Raw genomic sequence first — 21,455 nt, 5'->3', positions numbered from 1 at the left:
CTTCACCGCGGCAATGGTTGTGCTGAAGTCCGGCGGCAGGACCTTGACGCTGGACGCGACGCTCGCGGACTGGGTCGATCCGCAGAGAGTCATTCGCGGACCTGCTCAAAATCCCAACGATGTGATTAACTAACTACCACAGTGCTCCGCGGCTCTCCGCGGAACTGGGGCCGCAGCCCTAGATGAGTGCCTTGAGCAAGCCCTCCTGATTACAGGAGAGCTCTGCCGTGTCCCATTCACCTACTTCTGAGCGCAAGATGCGCTCGTCCATTGCCGCCCATGAATCTTGGGCGAACACTCACGACCGCTCGGCTCGCACGGCGCCTGCTCGACGTGCGCTTGAGGCCAAGTTCCTTGAGCAAGCAGACGGTGACCCCGTTCGCGCCGAGCACCTGCGCAAAGCGCACTACGCGCGGTTGGCATTGAAGTCTGCGCAGTCGCGTCGCCGTGCGAAGGAAGCCACAGCGATCGCCGATGCAGCTGACGCCGAGATGTCCGAACTCGCCGGCGGTGCTGCCTGATGTGCCGGGAAAGGGAACAGTGCCCCGGCAGGGAAACCGAGGCACTGCAGAGCGTTTCGTCGGGCGATTTCAAGCTCAGTTCAACTATAGCCGAGGCTGATCTGATCGCTCGGGCGAAACGCCATGACTACGCGATCAGGGTCGTTTTCGAGCGTGCTGATGGTCGGGTGTGCTCGCAGATGTATGCCGACCTGAGCGCCGCGGAGCGTAAGCAGGTGCGGTGCCACGAGCGCGGTCTGCAGGCGACGCTGACGCTGGTGCGGTTGGTGCCGGTGCACCACGTCACAGCGGATCTGTTGGCGCTGGTCGACGGTGGTGATTGCGTTGCGTGACAACGACATTCGGATCCTCACCGATGATGAGGGCGCACCGCTGGGCACGATCGACGTTGCCGAGATTGATCGTCGGGCAACGCTGCTGGCATACCGGTTGGCGACCTGCAGCAACGATCACGACCAGGTCGACGACGCACTTGCTGCCGAGCTTGGTCAGGTCGGTTCGGAGATGTTCGGGTTCGTCGCTGCTAGCGCGTTGCGGATGGTCGTGACGAGCGTGCTGGATCCCGTGCTCGAGGTCACCGACAGATTGACCGAGGCGGGTTATCTGCGCGCTGATCTGCGGGCCGGTTTGGCCGACGCCTACGACAACGCCACCGCGACGATCGGCGGTGATCACATTGCGTGACAACGTGATCGACCTGGCGGCGATGCCGCGGGAGCAGTGGGAGACGTTCACGGCCGGCTATGACAGCGGCTACGTGGCCGGGATCGAGGCCGGCCGACTGATTGAGCGTGAGGAAGTTGCTTCCCTGCAGCGTGCCGCGGTGGAGACAGTCCGCCAGTTGGCGGGGCTGCCAGTGCTGACCGACATGTCCGGCAGCAGCGATGATCTGGCGCAGCGGGCGCTGCAGCGTCGTGAGCGGGCGCGTGTGGCGTTCCGGGCCGATCATGCGCGCCGTCGTGCGTCGGCGGGCGGTGGTGCGCTGTGAAGGGGCATGTGGCGATCTATGACCCTGGCGAGGATGCTCGGAACGTTGCGGTCCGTGGCTATGTCGGTCAGTTGTTGGCGGTGCAGCGGATCCCGGCGATGCGGGACCGGGCGAACCAGTGCAGTTGGGTCCGTCGAGAGCGGCTGGATGAGTTGCTCGGTGTGCTCGAGACCAGCGGTTACAAGGTGCGGCTGATCGCGGGTGATCCTCGATGACTGACCTCTTCAACAAGCATTATCGAGGCGTCTGGGAAGGCCACGCAGCCAATGAGTCAGCTCCACGCTGGTTACGTGCTGCGTGCCTGGCATATGCGCGTTGTCAGCCAAATGGGCACACGCCGTTCCCGCGTGGCCTGGTTGCGTTAGCGCTGGCTACGCACGATCCGGTCACGGGCGAATTGATCGTGCCGGATAGGCGCACGGTGTATGACGCGATCCGTGTCGCGGTCGATAACGGGTGGCTTGCCCAGCAGTCCTGCGCACGGTGCTTAATCGTCCCTCCGCACGCGGTGGCATTCGATGTGGGGACGGCGAAGGCTCGTAACGCGGTGTGCACCTGGCATGAGTCAAAATCGACCCGGAAGCAGGTCGCGTAATGGCAAAACGTCATGTTCAGATACGGACGTTTGAGAGAAAACGTCCGTACTCAGTACGGACGGGTGTGAGTACTCAGTACGGACGTTTGGCGCGTTTGCGCAGGTCGCGGGTTCGCCCCTCTCTATCTATCTCTATGCGCTCAAGTACGCGTCTGCCCGTCGGGCTGTCCGTTGGGGTCTTGATCTGCGCCCAGGGTGGTGCCCGATGAATCCGGCAATGGCTGATGCGGAGTTGATCGCGGATTTGTTACGGCACGACCAGAACGGGCCGGCGATTCGAGCGGTGGTTGATCGGATGCGGGCACGGGAACGGGACCGGCACATCACCGTGCTCGGGAAAGCGTTGCTGGCGTTCGCTGACGCCGCCGAGGACGTGATCGATTCAGATAGTCGGGCACGGTGGGAAACGCTGCGGAGAATGGCGAGTGTTGTTCGCGTGGCCGCGATCGTTTCACCCGACTATTGATAGAATTACAGACAGCGGTACACCTGACGCGATAAATGAATATTCGCTCGGTGTACTACGACCCTCGCAGAGGAAATCCCTGACTTTGCCGACCCGGATGGACCGGGTCTGGTGGTAACCGTTCATTGAAAGAAGGAATCCCATGCCAAGCATTGTGGAGGCGCAGGCGACACTGCGCCGGATCGGCAGTGAAGTGAAGTCCGTCATGGACAACCCTCAGCTTACGAAAGCTCAGAAGAAGGCCAAGTTCGACGAGCTTGAGGTCAGCATGACCAAGGCCAAGGACGCGATCGAGCAGTACAAGTCGGCCAGCAAGTTGGCCGGCAGCATGTTCAGCAGCCTCGAGCAGACCACGGGGCCGTCGTTCGGTACGACCGCGGGTGTGAAGGGCATCTCCTCGGTGTCGCCGCTGGCGTTCGATGAGACGCAGCTGCGGGCACTGCATGACGCGATGGTGCATCACACCCGGTTCCGGATCACCGGTAAGGGTGTCGGCTTCGATGGGTCGGTCACGACCAAGGATGGTGTGGCCCCGACCCCGTCTGCTCCCGGTGTGGGTGGGATGCTGCCGCCGCAGTACACCGGCCTGGTGCCGATGCTGCACGAGCCGACGCGTGTGCTGGATCTGATCCCGGCGACCGCGACGGACGCCGCTGTCATCGAGTATCTGACGCACCAGTCCACCACCGGCACCGCTGGTGTGGTGGCTCCCGGCACGGTGAAGCCGTCTGTGGCGCTGAATGTCACCCGCAACACCGCGACGATGACCAAGCTGGCCGTGACCGCCACCTTGAACGATGAGGACATCCTCGATTTCGAGCAGTTCTCGCAGTACGTCGGCCTGGAGCTGTCGCGGATGGTGATCGACGCGGAGAACTCCCAGGTCCTCAACGGCGACGGCGAGAACGCTGACCTGACCGGTCTGCTGACCACGCCGGGGATCCTGACGCGGGCGGCCGCGACCGACGAGACGAACATTGACACGATCGAGCAGGCGATAGCCGACCTGCGCACCGGGCCGGCATACACCGAGCCGACCGCGATCGTGGTCCACCCCAACACCTGGAGCAGCACGCGCCGGGAAAAGGACTCCATGGGCCGGTATTTGCTGAACGCCGACCCGGCACTGAACACGCTCAATTCGCTGTGGGGCATCCAGGTGCTCGCCACCACCACGATGCCGGTCGGTGAAGCCCTGATGTTCAACGGTCAGGCCGCAGCAATGGCCTACATCCGGCAGGGAATTACCGTGGAAACCGACTACGGTCAGCACGGGTTCGAATTCAACCAGCACACGTTCCGGTGCGAGGAAAGATTCACCGTGACTGTGCAGCGACCTGCCGCGATGGTCGCGATCACTGGCCTGACCTGAGATATACTCGTAATCGGATTCCTTCGAATCTCATTGCGAGGTCGTCACCGCAAACGAAACACCCTCCCGGACCGTGGAAAGCCGGGAGGGTGTTCCATTTTGACGTATAATCACGCGCGCGTGCGCGACCCCCCTACGCCTCGGGGGAGGGACTTCGTCTTCTGCCGGAGGTCGATTGGTAGGTCAGCTCTAGAGATTTCCCACCACCCCCTAGGCACTGACTTGTCGAGTCAATTCCTCACGCCGCGCTTCGGCCCGGGTCATGGCTTTGACATACTCCTCGCGGATGTCCTCCAAGTAACCGTCAAAGGCTGGTTCCTCATCAGGATTGCGGCGTTTGCTGAAATCGGTCACAGCGATCGTGAGAGTGCCAAGCGCCGCAGACATGTGAGTAGTTGCCAGAGCGTTCGCCCGCAGAACTTCGCAGCTGCTGATGACTTTCCCCATATCGGAGAATTTCGTGATCGCCAGCGAGTGTGCATAGTCGCGGTAGTCGTTACGAAATCCTTCGATCCGACGATCTAGTGCCGCTATCTGGTGATTGATCGAGTTGACCTTCTCCGCCGATCTACGTGCATCGTTCTGTGACCGGTACGAGAGCAGTGCGGCGCCCGCGCTGCCAAACGCTGCGATGACAGCGACGACTGCGGCGATGATCGCGGCGACGTTCACAGCTTGCCTCGCCACTTGATCCCGCGGCCGAGGTTGACTGTGACTCGTCCTCGCGAGTTAACCGTGACTCTGCCGGCGCTGCGAGAGACGCTGACGCCGGACTTGGATTCGTTCAGGTGCGTGTTGCGAGCGACTCGACGTCGACGCTGGAAGAAGAAGCCCATGAGGCACATGATGGGCCTTGCCGGTGACACCTACAGCACGAGACACGGGAGACTTTGAAATGGCCGACGTGGTATCAGCGGAAGGACGAGCTTGCCCGATCTGCGGAGAGCACACGCTCACCAAGATCGAGACTCCAACCCGTAGCGGTGTTCCGCCGATCATCCGCTACGACTGTTCGAATCCGAAGGTTGAAGTGAAATGCGACATTCCCTCCGACTTTCCGAAACCGCGGCGAATCTGAATCATTCCCGAACCAGCCGTTGTGCTCATCGCAACAGCTGGGGTCTCAACAGTCCTTAGACCCTTGCGCGGGCGGCAACGTCAAAGGCTCGGACCACCTCACGGTGGGCATAGTGGTGGCGAACCCTCCCAAATGCCGGACCACGTTTTTCGCGCCCACGCACGACCAATGGCTCGCTGTCGTTGTGACAGCGAGCTAGATCGTCTACTCACCCGCGGCCGTGCACTGCTGAAGGGTGAGCGCCCGTCGCCGGTTCGGCGGGCTGGGTCCTATGACCGGGGCCGTCCGTGTTGGTGTCGCAGCTGGTGACCTATCGGCGCTGCGAGGGTGTGCGTCTCGTGCCCACCCTTTGTGAGTTGCGGTGCTGAGCACCGTGGTTGCGAAGGGTCGCGTTTGAGACGTGACCCCTAGTGAAGGGTCGGATCCGAAATCCGACCCTCTGGCTCATGTCGCGTTTGAAACGCGACCTGAGGTCCGATCCGAAATCCGACCTGGGAAGGTCCGAGGCTGGACAGCGAGTGACAAAGTCAGATTCGGACCTTGTCAGCACCGAGGAGGTGACACCTCCTCGGTGCTCCGATTTGAAATCCGACCCTTAGGCGCAGGTGTCGCACGTGCGACACCTGCGGGGTACCCACTAAGCGGGTACCCCTGGCATGGGTCAATTTGTCGGTGTCGACAAAGTGATCGAGGAGATGCGCTGTAGTTGCACGCCGATCGCGTCGATCAGTGCACGTGCCTCGTGCGCGCGTAGCAACACCTCGCATTCACCGGTGCTGTCGCAGATGAACAACGCCACAGAGGGCGCGTCGTCGGGGCCTGCCGGGTGCTGGCTGAACACCGTGCGGACCGACACCATCGGGACACGCGCGAGGTTCCATTTTTCCTCGACGGCACGCTGTAGCTCGGATCCACCGGTGGCAGCCACACTCGATAAATCGCTGCCGTGCTCACCTCCGCACGTACGGTCCGCGCACCACTCAGGGCAGGGCTGGTCAGGCATCGTCGTTGGTCCTTTCGAGCATGTCCGCGGCGTTGGTCAACGTCGAGATGAAGTGCCGCAGTTGCGGCAACGTCAGCGTGACGTCGTGATCGACGTGCTCGCCGTACATGTTCAGCACCAGGTGCGGGGCCTCGCTGCCGTCGAACGGGACGCGAATCCACGGATTCAGCAGGTCGTCGTCGAGCGTGCGCGTCTCGTCGAGGAACCGGAAATGCTCCTTGTTGACGTGGATCTGCTCACACCACGTCGGACACGGCACGGCCGGTGCAGAGTCCTCGACCGCGGGCGCTGGCAGGGCCTGCGACGGCGCTTCCCTCATCTCCGTTGCCGCGTCCTCGCACACGTCGCTGTGCGCCTGCGTGGCGTCACCTGCGGTCTTCCATGTGCCGTCGACGAACCATCCGCACGTGGTGCAGGAACCACGCCAGACCCGCTCGGAGCTATTCGACTCAGGCAGCATCACGGTCACCGCCTGGCGTCAGTAGTGCTGACTCCATCGGCGTCGAGCCAGTCGAATCAGGTGTAAAGCCCTTTACAGCCTGCGAGGTGTGCAACGTTGCACAGCTGAGCCAGTGCAGTCGGAGCACGCCAGCGACCAGGGCCAGCAGCAGCGCGACCACAGCCACCCCTTGAAGATGAGTGGCGATCGAGCACCACACGGATAAGATCGAACCCACGACCAGACCTCCATGTCTGTCGTCAGACCCCCGAACGTTCGCGCGTTGCGGGGGTCATCCTCTAGTCGAGGATATTTCGCACTACAGCGCTCCGAATGAGTGCGAGAGTCCCCGCCAACAGCGGGAAGTCCGCACAGCGCTAGGGCGTTCCTAGTGCGCGACTATCTGGACTGACATCGAGCGGCGCGGCCTTCGGCAAGCGCCCAGACAGCAGACGCCCCCGGCATACGTGCCGCGGGGCGTCTGCTGTCTCAGCTGCGCTGACGCCGAGGCAACGGTCGCCAGGACACCGCCGTGTGCCATGCCTGAGCTATGACCTCACGCCCCGACCGCGGGAACAGTGCGGCCGTCAGTCGAGCCGTTCGCGACTGCGAGTGTCGTACTCCCGCGACGACGAGGTCGGTGTCGGGTCTGATCGACCCCGCCGGGTCTGGCGTTGCGGCATACCGGGTCATCTCGAGGACCTGGACGGCACGATGCAGCGCCGCCCGGCCGTCGTCGTCGAGCACGGTCTTCTTCCGGTAGTACCGTTCCGCGGCGCGCGGCGACCGCTCGCCCGGTGCAGGGATACCCAGGTCGGTCAGGCGGGCCTGCATGACCCGCCACTCTCCCTCGACCGGTCCGCCGTCGTGATCGGTGGCCCGGGCGATGGCGACCCGCCGACGACGGGCGAGTGTCGGCAGCACGAGGCCGCCAAGAAGGGCGACGAGTACGACCGCCGCGATCCACGCGGACGTGGCCAGACCGGCCAGTGACGTGGCCTTCGTGGGGCCGGCGGGCTGTTGCGTCGGCGCCGGCACGGCGTGGTGTGGCGTCGTGCTCACGGACGGCCGGGGCCGACTGGACGCTGTCGGTGTGGGTTCGCGGTTCCGTCCGGTGGTGGGTGCGGTCGGTTGGGTGTATGCCGGGGCGTCGCCGCTGCGATATCCGGGCGTCGGCTCGAACCGCGTCCAGCCCATACCCGGCAGCCACAGTTGCGGCCAGGCGTGCGCACTGGATTCCAGGATGGTGTAGTTGCCGCTCGCGTTGACGCTGCCCGGCAGGAACCCCAGCGCCAAACGTGCCGGGATCCCCTCGGCTCGCGCCATCATCACCATGGCAGTGGCGAACTGCACGCAGTAGCCCTTCTTGGTGACCAGGAAGTTCGAGATCGGGTCCAGCTTCTTGCCGTTCACACTCCGCGTCGGCGCGAGCGTGAGCGAATAGGTGAACAACGAACTGCGCAGATAGTCCTGGATGGCGACCGCCTTGTCGAACGGTGTGTCGCCGATCGCGACCTGATTGTCCAGCGAGTCCACCCGCGCGGCTGATGCCGGGTCGACCACCAGATCCGAGCGGAAGGTGTTCGGATCGGCACCACCGAGCATCGGCCGGTCCGAGGCGGCCAGCACGGAGTACGTCACGCTGTATGACGCAGGCGCACGGTCGACATACAGCTGCGAGGTGTCGAGGGAGAATCCCCACTTGGTCGAGTTCAGGTCGGCCGACACCGCGGGATACGGCACCGCCAGCTGCGGTGCGTTGACGGTGTTGTCGGTGATCTGCATCGTGTAGCGCGAACTCGGCAGTGTCGTGTTGCGCCCGCTGGGGGAGGGCAGGGCCGTGTTGTTGCGCCCTGGTGTCAGGTCGGTTGCGGTCGGGAAGCCGGTCCACTCGCCGTTGGTGTAGGTGCCTCCGGCCGTCACTTGCAGGGGCGGCGGATCAGGATCGGACGTGTGGAAGGTGAGCACCACCGACTGACTGCGGCTCGACAGGTCTGCAGCCACATTCAGCGTGCTGCTCAGACTGACCTGACCGGCACCCCCCGAGCCGCCTTCGGCCAATCCCTTGGCGAAAAACCGGGGAGCGGTGTGTGGCAGGAAGGCCGGCACGATCACCGCGGCGAGGACGGTCGCGATGCCGAGTGTTCGCGCGACGGAGGCAAATCCGGCGACGCCGTACTGGTCGTCCAGCAGGGACGGGCGGGTCGACGTCGCGCGTGTCGAGGACCACCTCTTCAGCACGGTGCTGCCGTTCTGCGCGATCATCGCCAGCCACACCGCCGCGAGCGAACAGAAGTAGATCGGGTTGAGGGCAGTGCCGTTGTTGGAGGTCGACAACAGGAAGACGGCGAACAAGGGCACGCCCGCCAGCCCCGCCTGCCGGCTGGTCGCGAACAGGTAGTCGGTGGCCACGGCCAGCAGTCCGAGCAGAAGCTCCATCGCGGCCAACAGGCCAGGTGTCACGGGCGCGGGCGCCGGCGAGTCGCGAATGGTGTCATTGGCCTGGCGCAACAGGTCCACGGCCGAGGCGCCGAAAGTCGCGTCAAGGTGCGCGTGCAGATTGGCGAAGGAGACGACGACGGCCAGCGCCACGACCTGCCCAGCGATCACGACGCCCCCGGGCAGACGCGCGATCCGCAACAGGACCCCGGCGACGCAGACCACGAGCACACAGCCGAAGACCGGGCCGACCCACACGCCCCGCAGCAAGGTCGTCAGCGGCCAGCTGGCGACCATGACCGCGAGCACGCACAGCAACCCCTCGGTGATGCGCGCCCGGATCATCACAGCGCACCGACCTGGACGAGAGCCTTGTTGGTGACGATCGCCCAGGCGCGTTCGATCGGCATACCTGCATCCACGACGACGATCCGCCACCCTGCGCCGGCAAGGTTGTTGCGCAGCCGGACGGCGTCCTGACCTGGTTCGGCACCGGGGTGCGCGAACGTCGTTGTGTCGAGCACGAACCCGAGGGCCGCCGAGCCAGGTTGCCGCAGCGCGGCGAGTTCGTCGGCGCGGCCGTCGTCGAGGTCGGTCACTACTGCCACGACGATGCCACCGGACGTGGTCAGGTCACGGGTATCCGACGCAAGGAGCTCGAACTCCTGCTCGTCTCCGAAGCCGGCGTCGGCGAGAGCACGCACCATGTCCTCGGTCGTGGCTGCCGCGTGATCATCGAAAAACCCGTCCGTCCGGGTCTCGCGGGTGAGCAGGTGTGTCTGGTAATCGAGTTCGTCCAACCGCACCACGATCGACGCAACCGCGCTCACCGCCCATTCGAACGATGAATGGGCGCCCGTGCCGGTGTGCCCCGCTGCGCGGGAATCGAGCAGCACCGTCGCTGAACGTCGTGCGGGCCGATCCTCTTGGCGGACCATGAGCTCCCCACGGTGGGCGGTCGCCGGCCAGTGCACCTTGCGCAGGTCGTCGCCGTCGCGATAGCCGCGGATGCTGACGTCCTCCTCGCCGTGCAGCGCGACCATCTGCGGAGTCTCGCCCTCGCTGCCGTATCCGGCGCCTGGTGGGTGACTCGAACCGAGTGGTATGACGCGCGGCAGGACCAGGATCTCGTCGGTGCTGTCGATCACTCTCGTGGAGGAGGTGAGGCCGAAGGGATCGCGGTGCTGTAGCGCCAATGGACCCAGTCTGTGGTGGCCGCGCCGGTCGCTGCCGGCGACATACGTCACCTGGCGGGTCTCCGTGGTGCCAAGGCGCGGCAGGACGAATCGCGGCCGGTCGCCCAGGGAGTAGTCGAGTTGCTCCTCGGCAAGGTAGAGCGGGCAGGCGCGTCGGTCGAGATTGGTGATCGACAGCAGGACCTCCGCCCGTTGATCAGGCACCAGTGTCGTCGGCGTCGTGGTGCGGCGCACTGTCACCCTCGGCTGCGAGCGGCGGGAGATCGCCCAGGTCAGAATGGTCAGCGACACCAGCAGCACTCCCACCCGGGTGATGTCCTCGTAGCCGAGCACGAGACCGCTGATGATCAAGGTCACGCCGGCGGAGACGAATCCACGGCCTCGCGGGGTGAGTACGGAATGCCGTCGCCGTGCCATGTCAGCGACGCGAAGCCGGCACCGGCACGCCCTGCGCCAGTTCGAGCAGGAGCCGCCCGGCGCCCTTGTGCAGGTGCTGGTTCTCGCTGGACAGGATCACGCGGTGCGCGAGCACCGGTCCGATGAGTGCCTGGACGTCCTCGGGTATGACGTGGTCGCGTCCTGCGAGCGCGGCCAGCGCACGTGCGGCGCGCAGCAACTGCAGCGAGGCCCGGGGTGACGCACCGAGCCGGAAGGCGGACGCGTTGCGTGTCGCGCCGACCAGGTCGACGATGTACTGACGCAGCGCAGGGCTGGCGTGCACCTGACCGACGCGTGCCGCGCAGCGTCGGACAGTGGCCTCGTCGGTCACCGGTGCCATCGCATCGAGCGGCGAGCCTCCGCCGTGCACCTCGAGCATCTGCAATTCGGCGGTCGCCGTCGGATAACCCATCGAGATGCGCGCCATGAAACGATCCCGCTGCGCTTCGGGCAACGGGTAGGTGCCCTCCATCTCGATGGGGTTCTGCGTGGCCATCACCATGAACGGAGCGCGCAGCCGGTAGGTCCTGCCGTCGACGGTGACCTGGTCCTCCTCCATGCACTCCAGCAACGCCGACTGTGTCTTGGGGGAGGCACGGTTGATCTCGTCGCCCACGACGATGTTGGCGAAGATGGCGCCTGGCCGGAACTCGAAGGTGCGGGTGTCCTGGTTGAACACGCTCACGCCGGTGATGTCACTCGGCAGCAGGTCGGGGGTGAACTGGATGCGGCGCATCGGCGCATCGATGGCCCGGGCGAGAGCCTTGGCCAGCATCGTCTTGCCCACGCCGGGCACGTCTTCGATGAGCAGGTGACCCTGTGCCAGCAGCACGATGACGGCGGTCCGGATGACGTCGTCCTTGCCTTCGATGACCGAGGACACGGCACGGGCGATGGCGCTGCCGACGCGTTGCACCTCGGCGATGTCGCCGCCGGTCTCGTCGCCGGTGTCCGGAACGGGAGCCGAGTTGGTGTCGAGGGTGGAAGACATGGGTCGATCCTGCCTGATGACGTCGTCGTGGTCACTGAGCAGGCTAGTTCGTCCCGGTGACGACGACGGCCGGAATGGCGCCTTCACCCGAGCGGCGCTCGCATCAACCGGGCGGGGTCACGCCTGATGCGGTCGATCGCCACCGGCGTCCACACGCTCCACTTCGCTCCCCTGATCCGGGCGGCGACCTGCGGGGCCTGGCCACGACAGCGGCATTCCGCGCAATCCGGGGGTTGCGGGCCCCTCAGAGAAGCGCGCGCTGATCCGGCCACCGGCATACAGCTCGATCGGCCGGTCGAAACACCCCACTTCACCCCACCGCCTCTGACCTGCGAAAACACCGGAACAAAGGAGGATTTGACCGATCCTGATGCAGACAGGTGGGGGAAAGTGGAGTAAAGTGGTGTCTGTTGGTGAGCGGCGGAGCGCGAGGAGGGAGGTGCCGTGCATGTTTCTGGGTACCTACAACCCGCGTCTGGACGAAAAGGGCCGGCTCTTCCTTCCGGCGAAGTTCCGCGACAAGTTCGCCGCCGGCTTGGTCATCACTCGTGGGCAGGAGCACTGCCTGTACGTCTTCGCATTGGCCGACTTCGAGCGGATGACCGCGCAGATGAACGAAACGCCGGTCACCAACCGGGCTGCGCGCAACTTTCAGCGCGTGATGATGTCCGGCGCGACCGACGACTTCCCGGACAAGCAGGGCCGGGTCACGATCCCCTCGGTGCTGCGCGAGTACGCCGGGCTCGAGAAGGACTGCACGGTCATCGGCACCGGCAACCGGGTCGAGGTCTGGGACTCCCAGGCATGGAACGACTTCCTTGCTGCGACAGAAGACGAGTTCGCCGAGCAGGGCGAGGAGGTGATTCCTGGCGGTTTGTTCTGATCTTCGGCCTCCAACCGCTCTCCAGCGAGCTCACGCCGACACACCTTCCCCGGTGTCGGAGCGAGTTCCTCAGGCGGGCGGAGCGGCTGGGGACCAAGGACCAGAACTCCACCAGGAATCACCGGACCCACCATGGCCACCCCGCAGATCCGTCCCGGCCGATGAGCCCCGACCGCGGGGCCGCCGCCGACCGGCACGCACCGGTGCTGCGCGACCGCATCACCGAACTTCTCACTCCCGCGCTCCAGCGTGACGGCGCCGTCTTCGTCGACGGAACCCTCGGCATGGGCGGACACACCGAGGCGATCCTGGCGGCATTCGGCGGCGTGACCGTCTACGGCGTCGACCGCGACACCGAAGCCTTGGCGCTGGCGGGGGAGCGGCTGTCGTCATACGGCGACCGGTTTCGTCCGGTGCACGCCGTGTATGACGAAGCCTTCGACGACCTGGCCGCACTCGGGGTGGGCCAGGTCGACGGGGTGTTGTTCGACCTCGGTGTCTCCTCGCTGCAACTGGACGAAACCGACCGCGGCTTCGCCTACAGCGTCGACGCGCCCCTGGACATGCGCATGGACCAGAGCGCCGGACGGACGGCAGCGGACGTCCTCAACACCTATCCGCAGGACCAGCTCGAACGCATCCTGCGCGAGTTCGGTGAGGAGCGCTTCGCCCGGCGGATCGCCGGTGCGATCGTCAGTGAGCGCTGGGCCGAGCCGTTCACCAACTCCGGGCGGCTGGTCGAACTCCTGCGTGAGGCGATTCCAGCGGCCTCACAACGCACCGGCGGCCACCCGGGCAAGCGCACCTTCCAGGCCCTGCGGATCGAGGTCAACGCCGAACTGCAGGTATGGCGCGAGGCCCTCCCGCGTGCGATCGACGCGCTCGCGGTCGGTGGACGCGTTGCGGTGTTGTCGTACCACTCACTGGAGGACCGCATCACCAAGCAGACGCTGCACGCCGGCGCCACCAGCACCGCGCCTCCCGGACTGCCGGTGGAACTGCCGGAGCACGCGCCATACCTGCGGTTGATCACCCGCGGCGCCGAACAACCCGATGACGACGAGATCGAGACCAATCCGCGCGCAGCCTCAGCGCGGCTGCGTGTTGCCGAACGTATCCGTTCCACGAAGGGATCGAACCGATGAGCCAGATGACGGCCTCCGCGCGCACCGCCCGCCCGGTCCGACTGCCGGCACGCCCGGCACCCGTCGCCGCAACCCGACCCCGGCTGCACGCCGTGCCGACGGCGGAAGCGCCGGAGCATCGCGGTGTGGGTTTCGTGTTGCTGTGCGTCGTGCTGCTCGCCGGCGGCCTGATCAGCCTGCTGGTGCTGAACACCGACCGAGCCCAGCAGTCGTTCGTCATCGCCAACCTGCAGGCCCGGTCCGCATCGCTGGCGGACGTCCAGCAGGAACTCTCCTCCAACGTCGACCTGCTCGGTTCACCGGAGAACCTCGCCCGCCGAGCCACCGCAATGGGGCTCGGCCCGGCCAAGCAGGTGCGCTACGTCGACCGCGCAACCGGCAAGGTGCTCGGCGTGGCGAACAACGCCGGAACCGGCTCGCCGTTTACGGTGGACACGCTGCCTTCGACACCGGCGTCACAGACCGCAAACGGCGCTGTCTTCGCTGGTGGCCTCGGAGTCCTGGTGACCCCGAACCCGCCGAAGGCTGCTGCAAAGACGACCACCAAGACGCCGGCAAAGTCCTCGCCCTCCCCGACAACCACGCCGGGAAGCACCGCGAAGACGTCGCCGAAACACTCCGCGAAGCCCACTCCGAAGACGACCAGCACGAGGTGACACGTGAGCACGTCCCGTCCGGGCACGCGACCGACTCGACCCAAGAATGAGCCTGTGCGCGGGCGACCGGTAGGGGCAGACCCGAAAGTGGGGCACCCACGACGACGTGCCCGGGTCCTCCTCGTGGGCACGCTCATGGTCTTCAGCCTCTTCGCCGCCCAGTTGCTGCGCATTCAAGGTTTCGACGCGGCCAGCGTCTCCGCGCAGGCCCTCGACTCCCGGCTGCACGAGCAGACGATTCCCGCACTGCGCGGTGAGATCGTCAGCAGCGACGGCACGGTTCTGGCCAGCAGCGTCACCCGATACGACATCACCGACGATCCGACGGCCACCGTGACCTACACCAAAACGGTCAACGGATCGTTGCAAAACGTCGGCCTGGCCGGGGCAGCGCAGGACATCGCCACCGCGATCAACGGGCAGTCCGCGCCGATTCTGGCGGCCATGCAGTCGGCCTACGCGGTGAAGTCCCGCTTCACCTATCTGGCCAAGAACGTCACACCGCAGCAATGGGCTGCTGTGAACGCGCTCGGCATACCGGGCATCTACAGCCAGAGCACCCAGCAGCGCGATTACCCCCAAGGCACCGCGCTCGCGCCGCTGCTCGGCTGGGTCGACGCCAGCGGCCAGCCCGGCGGCGGCGTGGAACTGCAGGAACAGGCGGCGCTCAATGGCAAGCCCGGCGTGCACCTCTACGAGCAATCCCCCAGCGGAGCCCAGATCGCAACCGGCGACAACAAGGACACCCCCGCGGTCAACGGCGGCACCGTCGAGCTGACGATCAACAACAATCTCCAGTGGTACGCCCAGAACGCCCTCGCCGCAGCGGTCAACAAGTATGGCGCGCTGTCGGGAGATGTCGTGGTCATGGACAAGAACCAGAACCTCTTGGCGGTCGCGTCCTACCCGAGTTTCGACAACAACGACATGGCCGAGGCGACCGGCACGACCTTCACCTCGCGTCCGTTCACCGAGTCCTACGAGCCCGGCTCGACCAGCAAGGTGATCACGATGGCCGCGCTGCTGTCGCAGGGTGTTGCAACTCCGACGACACCGGTGGTTGTGCCCAACACGCTGGCCCGCGCGGGCACCATCTTCCACGACGCGGAGCCGCACCCCACTGAGTACCTCACCCTGTCCGGGGTCCTTGCGCAGTCCTCCAACATCGGCACCATGGAGGAGGGCGGCAAGCTACCGGCCTCGACCATCTACAGCTATATGAAGAAGTTCGGGCTCGGCGCCCCGACCGCATCCGGATACCCCGGCGAGTCCGCGGGTCAACTCGACCCATACCAGGACTGGAGCGGCACCCAGCGGTACACCGTGTTGTTCGGCCAGGGCTTGGCGATCACGGCGGTCCAGGAGGCTTCGATCTTCGCGACGATCGCCAATGGCGGGGTGAAGGAGCCGGTCAAGCTGGTCAAGGGCGTGCAGACGGCCAAGGGCTTCCAGCCGGCTGCCACCGGCAGCAGCGAGCGCGTCATCTCACAATCGGTCGCGACCGAGCTCACCAAGATGCTTGAGGGTGTCGTCAGCAAGACCGGCACCGCAGAGGCGGCCGACGTGGCCGGCTTCTCGGTCGCCGGCAAGACCGGAACCGCCAACCGGTATGACCAGCAGCTGGGCCGGTACAACGGTTACACGGGATCGTTCATCGGTTTTGCACCGGCGAACGACCCCCAGTACATCGTGTCGGTGACCCTGCAGCGGCCGACCAAGGGCAGCTTCTACGGTGGGACGGTTGCCGCGCCGACGTTCTCGCAGATCATGACCTACGCGCTGCAACAGGGAAAGGTTCCGCCAACGGGCTCGCAGGCGGCGCCCTACCCGCTGACCTTCGACCCCTCGATCACAAGCAAGAAATGATCCCGCTGAGACTTTCCGAGATCGCCGCCGTCACCGGCGCGCAGTTGCACGGCCCCGACCAACTCATCGACGGCCCTGTCGTCACCGACTCGCGAGAGGCTGCTGCCGGCAGCCTGTATGTCGCCCGCATCGGCGAGGTCGCCGACGGGCACGACTACGCTCCGGCCGCTGCGGCTGCGGGAGCTGTGGCGACGCTCGGTTCGCGGCCGGTGGACGGGATGTCCACGCTCGTCGCCGACGACGTCCAAGAGGCCTTCGCCAAGCTGGCGCGGGAGGTGATCGAGCGCGCCGACCGGCTGCGTGTCATCGGCATCACCGGCAGCTCCGGCAAGACGACGACCAAGGACCTGCTCGCGCAGGTGCTTGCGACAGTGGGCGAGACGGTGGCGCCCGTAGGCTCGCTCAACTCCGAGGTCGGTGTGCCGCTGACCGTGTGCCGGGTGACACCGAGTACCGACTTCCTGGTCGCCGAGATGGGCGCATCGGGTGTCGGCCACATCGCCTATCTCACCCGCATCGCCCCGCCGACGATCGGCATCGTGCTCAATGTCGGCAGCGCGCACCTGGGCGAGTTCGGTTCGGTCGAGGCGATCGCACGCACCAAATCCGAACTCGTGCAAGCGTTGCCCGAGAGCGGTCTGGCCATCCTCAACGCGGACGACGCGCGCGTGTCGGCGATGGCACGGCAGACGACCGCACGCGTCATACGTGTCGGTCAGGCTCCGGACGCCGACGTGCGGTGCGACGACGTCGTGCTCGACGACTCCGGCCGGGCACGGTTCACCATCGTCGGTCTCGCCGACGAGGGGCCGTTGCCGGTCAGCCTTCAGCTGTATGGCGCTCACCAGGTCGGCAACGCGCTGGCCGTCGCGGTGGCTGCACATGAACTCGGCCTCGGCGGAGCCGCCATCGCGCGTGCGCTGGAGTCCGCCAGACCGGTCAGCCGGTGGCGGATGGAAGTCCACCAGTTGCCGACCGGTGTCACGCTGGTCAACGACGCCTACAACGCGAATCCGGACTCGATGAAGGCAGCGCTGCATGCACTGGCCCAGATGGCCGGCGAGCGCCGCACCGTCGCGGTGCTGGGGGAGATGCTGGAACTCGGCGACGAGTCCGAGGCCGCGCACCGTGGCGTCGGCGAGACTGCGGCGTCCCTTGGCGTCACCGACGTGGTTGCCGTTGGCACGGGCGCGGCTCCGATCGCCGCTGCGGCGGCGCTGGGCGGAGTGCGCGTGCACCAGGTCGCCGACGTCGAGCAGGCGCACAACCTCCTCTCCGACCTGCTGGTGTCCGGGGACGTGGTGCTGCTGAAGTCGAGCCGAGACTCGGGATTGCGTTACCTTGGCGACCGGATCACAGTCGAGCAAGGTGGGGAGATCACCCAGTGAGGGCAGTCCTGATCGGGTCGACGATCGCGCTCATCATCGGGCTTCTCGGCACCCGTTCCTTCATCACGCTGGCCAAGCGCAAGGGCTGGGGCCAGTTCGTCCGCGACGACGGCCCGACCACCCACCACACCAAGCGCGGCACGCCCCAGATGGGCGGCATCGTCATCATTTCGGGCACCGTGCTGGGCTACGCGCTGGCGCACCTGTTCACCTGGGACGCCCCTACGGTTTCGGGGGTGCTCGTTCTCTTCCTGATGGTCGGGATCGGGTTCGTCGGATTTCTCGACGACTGGACGAAGATCTCGCACGAGCGCTCGCTCGGCCTGAATTCCTGGCAGAAGTTGGCGGGGCAGACGCTGGTGGCGGTGATCTTCGCGGTTCTGGCCACGAAGTTCTCCCGTGGCGGGATCACTCCGGCCAGCTATCGCATCTCGTTCGTGCGTGACACCTGGATGAACCTCGCATTCCACGGCACCGTCATCGGACTCATCCTGTTCGTGGTCTGGGCCAACCTGATGATCGCCGGCACCAGCAACGGTGTGAACCTCACCGACGGCCTCGACGGCCTGGCGGCCGGCGCCTCGGTGATGGTCTTCGGTGCCTACGTCCTGATCAGCGTGTGGCAGTTCAATCAGAACTGCCAGTTCAACTTCTCCAGCAAGTGTTACAACGTGCGCGACCCGCTCGATCTGGCGCTCGTCGCGGCGTGCGTGATGGGGTCCTGCTTCGGGTTCCTGTGGTGGAACGCCTCTCCGGCCAAGATCTTCATGGGCGACACCGGCTCCCTGGGCCTTGGTGGTGCGCTCGCCGGTTTGGCGATCATGACCCGCACCGAGTTGCTCGTGGTGATCCTCGGCGGCCTGTTCGTGATGGAAACCGTCTCGGTGATCCTGCAGGTCAGTTATTTCAAGGCCACCAAACGCAGCAACGGTGGCGTCGGCAAGCGGCTGTTCCGCATTACCCCGATCCACCACCACTTCGAGATGCTCGGGTGGGAGCAGATCACCGTCACCATCCGGTTCTGGATCATCGCCGGACTGTGCGTCGCGCTCGGACTCGGCCTCTTCTACGCGGAGTGGGTGGTCGGCGTATGACGACCGACCCCTCGCAGGGTCAGCCGTCCGCCGACGGGGAGTTGTGGCCGGTCGATCCGGCATACGAGCCGCAGGGCGGGTTGCGCCGGCTGACGCACCGTGACGCCGACTGGTCCGGTCTGCAGGTCGTCGTCGTCGGTCTGGGTCTCAGCGGTTTCGCGGCGGCCGACGCGCTGCTCGAACGCGGCGCGGCCGTGACGGTGGTCAGCCGTGACAGCACCCCCCTCATGCTCGAGCGTGCGCAGATCCTGCAGGTGCTCGACGCAACAGTGATCTTCGGGGACGACGTGCCGGACGCCCCGCCGCCGGGCACCCATCTGGTGGTCACTTCGCCGGGTGTGCCGCCGGTCAACCCCTTCCTACAGGCAGCGGCTGCGGCGCAGATCCCGGTCTGGGGCGAGGTCGAACTCGCGTGGCGGATGCGCGCCAAGGAGGGCGCTGCGCCCTGGCTGACCGTGACCGGCACCAACGGCAAGACGACCGTTGTCACCATGCTGGAGTCGATCCTGCGCGCGGCCGGCCTGCGCGCCACTGCCGCCGGAAACGTCGGGCTGCCGATCCTTGAGGCCGTGCTGCACCCCGAGCCGTATGACGTTCTCGCGGTCGAGCTGTCGACCTTCCAATTGCACTGGTCACGCAGCATCTCGCCATACGCCTCGTGCCTGCTCAACGTCGCGCCGGACCACCTCGACTGGCACGGGTCCTTCGAGGAGTACCGCCGCGTCAAGGGTCGCATCTTCGACCGCACGCAGGTGGCGGCGATCTACAACGTCCAGGACCACACGACCGAACACCTGCTCGAGGACGCCGAAGTCGTCGACGGATGTCGGGCGGTCGGCTTCACCATGCTGACCCCCGCTCCCTCGATGGTGGGCCTGGTCGAGGACGTCCTGGCCGACCGCGCGTTCGTGCCGGACAGGCAGCGCAATGCCGCCGAACTCGCCAACCTCAGCGACCTCGTCGGCCCGGACGGCACCCCGCCGGCTCCGCACTATGTGGCGAACGCCCTGGCCGCGGGTGCGCTGTCACGTGCGTATGGCGTGGGTCCGGTCGCCGTGCGTGACGGCCTGCGCGACTACCAACCGCAGCCGCACCGCGTTTCGACCGTCGCCACCATCGACGGCGTGCGCTACGTCGACGACTCCAAGGCCACCAACACCGGTGCGGCTGCGGCGTCGATCGCCGGGCTCGACTCGGTGGTGTGGATCGCCGGAGGCCTGCTCAAGGGCGCCGACGTCGACGACCTGGTGCGAGATGCGGCATCCCGGTTGCGCGCGGTCGTGCTCATCGGCCGTGATCGTGGCCTTTTGCGCGAGGCGTTGCAGCGACACGCGCCCGATGTCCCGGTCGTGGACATCTCGAGCACCGAAACTGGGGCCATGGCCCAGGCAGTCCGCGCAGCGAGCGAGCACGCACGAGCAGGTGATGTGGTGCTGCTGGCACCGGCGGCCGCATCGATGGACATGTTCGACAACTACGGAGCACGCGGTGACGCCTTCGCCGCGGCGGTGCGCGACTTGGCCGGCGGCGCGCAGTGAGCGCAACCACCACCCGCGCGACCTCCGGCGCTGCCGGAGCACCGCGGAGTCCGCGTGTCACAGATGCCTCGATGCAGGAGTCGGCCGGCAATCCGTTGTCACCGCGCATCCTGCTCGAACGACTCGAGTCGCCCGTCGCTCCGTATTACCTGCTGCTGGGCGCCACCTCGCTACTGGTGGCCTTCGGGCTGGTCATGGTGCTGTCCGCCTCGAGTGTGACGTCGTACCAAGCCAGCGGATCGCCATACACGGTGTTCAACAACCAGGCGATCTTCGCGGTGCTCGGCGTCATCGTCGCCGCGTGCGCCAGCCGGATGCCGGTGCGTGTCTGGAAGGTCCTGGCGTTGCCGGCGTTCATCGGTGCCGTCCTGCTGGAGATGCTGGTCTTCTCCCCGCTCGGTCGCACGGTGCAGGGCAACCGCAACTGGATCGGTTTCGGCTCGTTCACCATGCAGCCGTCCGAGGCCGGCAAAGTCGCGCTCGTGCTGATCGGAGCGCTCATCCTGACCCGCAAACGCAAGCTCATCGGCCGATCCCGGCACGTGATCATCCCGCTGATCTTTCCCGTGGCGATCGTCCTGCTCGGCCTGGTGCTCGCCGGGCACGACCTGGGCACGACGATGGTCTTGGCCGCGATCCTGGGCGCCATCTTGTTCGTGGCCGGTGTGCGCATGCGCGTCTTCGCAGGCTTCGCCGCGCTGGCTGCTGCCGGTGCGGCCGCCTTCGTCGCGACAAACTCCAACCGGTCCGGGCGACTGTCGTCCTGGCTCGGCACCTGCTCCAACGCACAGTCGACGGGTTGCTGGCAGAAGGTCCACGGTCTCTACGCCATGGCGGACGGTGGTTGGTGGGGCGTCGGATTGGGGGCCAGTCGCGAGAAGTGGTCCTGGCTGCCCGAGGCACACAACGACTTCATCTTCGCCATCATCGGCGAGGAACTCGGTCTACCGGGCACCCTGACCGTCGTCGCGCTGTATGTCGCTCTCGGCTATGCGGGCTACCGGTTGATCGTGACGAGCAAAGACTTCTTCGTGCGCATCGCGACCGCCGGCATCATCACCTGGATCCTCGCTCAGGCCATCATCAACATCGGTTCGGTGACCGGCCTCTTGCCGATCATCGGCGTTCCGCTGCCGCTGGTGTCCTCCGGCGGATCGGCGCTGGTGACCTCACTTCTCGGCCTCGGCATCCTGATCTCGTTCGCCCGCAACGAGCCGGCGTGCAAGGAAGCTCTTGCAGCCCGGCCGAACGCGGTCAAGCGGACACTGGCCGTCCTGCCGGTGGGGCGTCGGTGAGCGACACCGCAGCTGAGCACGGTGGGACCGACAGCAGTGCTCGATCCGGCGACGGTGTCGTTCC

General features: G+C 66.0%; 22 protein-coding genes. 15 read left to right on the top strand and 7 right to left on the bottom strand.

Annotation, left to right across the window (positions count from 1 at the left end):
* Positions 1–227 precede the first annotated feature (227 nt).
* From BKA23_RS10300 to BKA23_RS10270, 7 genes are all read left to right on the top strand, one after another.
* Positions 228–521: a hypothetical protein gene (locus BKA23_RS10300; protein ID WP_246104566.1), complete on the top strand. Its 294-nt coding sequence runs from the start codon at positions 228–230 to the stop codon at positions 519–521.
* Positions 521–853 (top strand): hypothetical protein, encoded by a 333-nt coding sequence (locus BKA23_RS10295; protein WP_145227712.1) that lies wholly within the window; start codon positions 521–523, stop codon positions 851–853. Before BKA23_RS10300 ends, BKA23_RS10295 begins: the two co-directional genes overlap by 1 nt.
* Positions 846–1,205 (top strand): hypothetical protein, encoded by a 360-nt coding sequence (locus tag BKA23_RS10290; RefSeq protein WP_145227710.1) that lies wholly within the window; start codon positions 846–848, stop codon positions 1,203–1,205. Before BKA23_RS10295 ends, BKA23_RS10290 begins: the two co-directional genes overlap by 8 nt.
* A complete protein-coding gene (locus tag BKA23_RS10285; RefSeq protein ID WP_145227708.1) occupies positions 1,189–1,509 on the top strand; it encodes a hypothetical protein in 321 nt (106 codons plus the stop codon). Before BKA23_RS10290 ends, BKA23_RS10285 begins: the two co-directional genes overlap by 17 nt.
* Positions 1,506–1,724 carry a hypothetical protein gene (locus BKA23_RS10280; RefSeq protein WP_145227706.1) on the top strand — a complete coding sequence of 73 codons (219 nt, stop codon included), beginning with the start codon at positions 1,506–1,508 and terminating at the stop codon, positions 1,722–1,724. Before BKA23_RS10285 ends, BKA23_RS10280 begins: the two co-directional genes overlap by 4 nt.
* A gap of 585 nt (positions 1,725–2,309) precedes the next feature.
* Positions 2,310–2,570: a hypothetical protein gene (locus tag BKA23_RS10275; RefSeq protein WP_145227704.1), complete on the top strand. Its 261-nt coding sequence runs from the start codon at positions 2,310–2,312 to the stop codon at positions 2,568–2,570.
* Between the two features lie 142 nt (positions 2,571–2,712).
* Entirely contained in the window at positions 2,713–3,942 is a 1,230-nt protein-coding gene (locus BKA23_RS10270) for a phage major capsid protein (protein ID WP_145227702.1), read from the top strand.
* 210 nt (positions 3,943–4,152) lie between these two features.
* Here BKA23_RS10270 and BKA23_RS10265 read toward each other — a convergent pair whose 3' ends face one another.
* From BKA23_RS10265 to BKA23_RS10235, 7 genes are all read right to left on the bottom strand, one after another.
* A complete protein-coding gene (locus BKA23_RS10265) occupies positions 4,153–4,614 on the bottom strand; it encodes a hypothetical protein (RefSeq protein WP_145227700.1) in 462 nt (153 codons plus the stop codon).
* Entirely contained in the window at positions 4,611–4,778 is a 168-nt protein-coding gene (locus tag BKA23_RS10260) for a DUF4236 domain-containing protein (protein WP_145227698.1), read from the bottom strand. Before BKA23_RS10260 ends, BKA23_RS10265 begins: the two co-directional genes overlap by 4 nt.
* Before the next feature lie 903 nt (positions 4,779–5,681).
* Positions 5,682–5,948 (bottom strand): hypothetical protein, encoded by a 267-nt coding sequence (locus tag BKA23_RS10255; protein ID WP_145227696.1) that lies wholly within the window; start codon positions 5,946–5,948, stop codon positions 5,682–5,684.
* A 67-nt stretch (positions 5,949–6,015) separates the two neighbouring features.
* Positions 6,016–6,486: a hypothetical protein gene (locus BKA23_RS10250; protein ID WP_145227694.1), complete on the bottom strand. Its 471-nt coding sequence runs from the start codon at positions 6,484–6,486 to the stop codon at positions 6,016–6,018.
* Positions 6,487–6,951: 465 nt separating this feature from the next.
* Entirely contained in the window at positions 6,952–9,246 is a 2,295-nt protein-coding gene (locus BKA23_RS10245) for a transglutaminase-like domain-containing protein (protein ID WP_145227692.1), read from the bottom strand.
* A complete protein-coding gene (locus BKA23_RS10240) occupies positions 9,246–10,454 on the bottom strand; it encodes a DUF58 domain-containing protein (protein ID WP_170226456.1) in 1,209 nt (402 codons plus the stop codon). Before BKA23_RS10240 ends, BKA23_RS10245 begins: the two co-directional genes overlap by 1 nt.
* 61 nt (positions 10,455–10,515) lie before the next feature.
* The gene (locus tag BKA23_RS10235) at positions 10,516–11,526 is read right to left on the bottom strand and encodes an AAA family ATPase (RefSeq protein ID WP_145227688.1); all 1,011 of its coding nucleotides are present in this window, start codon (positions 11,524–11,526) and stop codon (positions 10,516–10,518) included.
* A gap of 448 nt (positions 11,527–11,974) precedes the next feature.
* On the opposite strand from BKA23_RS10235, the gene mraZ reads away from it, so the two are divergent.
* The 8 genes from mraZ (at position 11,975) to ftsW (ending at position 21,391) form a co-directional block, all read left to right on the top strand.
* Positions 11,975–12,409, top strand: a complete 435-nt coding sequence (mraZ, locus tag BKA23_RS10230) for a division/cell wall cluster transcriptional repressor MraZ (protein ID WP_145227686.1) — start codon at positions 11,975–11,977, stop codon at positions 12,407–12,409.
* 161 nt (positions 12,410–12,570) lie between these two features.
* Positions 12,571–13,554 carry a 16S rRNA (cytosine(1402)-N(4))-methyltransferase RsmH gene (gene rsmH, locus BKA23_RS10225; RefSeq protein WP_145227684.1) on the top strand — a complete coding sequence of 328 codons (984 nt, stop codon included), beginning with the start codon at positions 12,571–12,573 and terminating at the stop codon, positions 13,552–13,554.
* Positions 13,551–14,210: a cell division protein FtsL gene (ftsL, locus tag BKA23_RS10220; RefSeq protein ID WP_145227682.1), complete on the top strand. Its 660-nt coding sequence runs from the start codon at positions 13,551–13,553 to the stop codon at positions 14,208–14,210. Before rsmH ends, ftsL begins: the two co-directional genes overlap by 4 nt.
* A gap of 123 nt (positions 14,211–14,333) precedes the next feature.
* Positions 14,334–16,076 carry a peptidoglycan D,D-transpeptidase FtsI family protein gene (locus tag BKA23_RS10215; protein WP_246104565.1) on the top strand — a complete coding sequence of 581 codons (1,743 nt, stop codon included), beginning with the start codon at positions 14,334–14,336 and terminating at the stop codon, positions 16,074–16,076.
* Positions 16,073–17,464 carry a UDP-N-acetylmuramoyl-tripeptide--D-alanyl-D-alanine ligase gene (locus BKA23_RS10210; RefSeq protein ID WP_145227680.1) on the top strand — a complete coding sequence of 464 codons (1,392 nt, stop codon included), beginning with the start codon at positions 16,073–16,075 and terminating at the stop codon, positions 17,462–17,464. The genes BKA23_RS10215 and BKA23_RS10210 overlap by 4 nt, the downstream gene beginning before the upstream one ends.
* Positions 17,461–18,558: a phospho-N-acetylmuramoyl-pentapeptide-transferase gene (gene mraY / locus BKA23_RS10205; protein ID WP_145227678.1), complete on the top strand. Its 1,098-nt coding sequence runs from the start codon at positions 17,461–17,463 to the stop codon at positions 18,556–18,558. The genes BKA23_RS10210 and mraY overlap by 4 nt, the downstream gene beginning before the upstream one ends.
* Positions 18,555–20,096 carry a UDP-N-acetylmuramoyl-L-alanine--D-glutamate ligase gene (murD, locus tag BKA23_RS10200; RefSeq protein WP_145227676.1) on the top strand — a complete coding sequence of 514 codons (1,542 nt, stop codon included), beginning with the start codon at positions 18,555–18,557 and terminating at the stop codon, positions 20,094–20,096. The genes mraY and murD overlap by 4 nt, the downstream gene beginning before the upstream one ends.
* Positions 20,093–21,391 carry a putative lipid II flippase FtsW gene (gene ftsW, locus BKA23_RS10195; protein ID WP_246104564.1) on the top strand — a complete coding sequence of 433 codons (1,299 nt, stop codon included), beginning with the start codon at positions 20,093–20,095 and terminating at the stop codon, positions 21,389–21,391. Before murD ends, ftsW begins: the two co-directional genes overlap by 4 nt.
* Positions 21,392–21,455 lie beyond the last annotated feature (64 nt).

Source organism: Rudaeicoccus suwonensis (assembly GCF_007829035.1).
Taxonomy (GTDB): Bacteria; Actinomycetota; Actinomycetes; order Actinomycetales; family Dermatophilaceae; genus Rudaeicoccus; species Rudaeicoccus suwonensis.
Note: the sequence above shows the minus strand (reverse complement) of the source record. Positions and strands in the feature narration are given on the sequence as shown.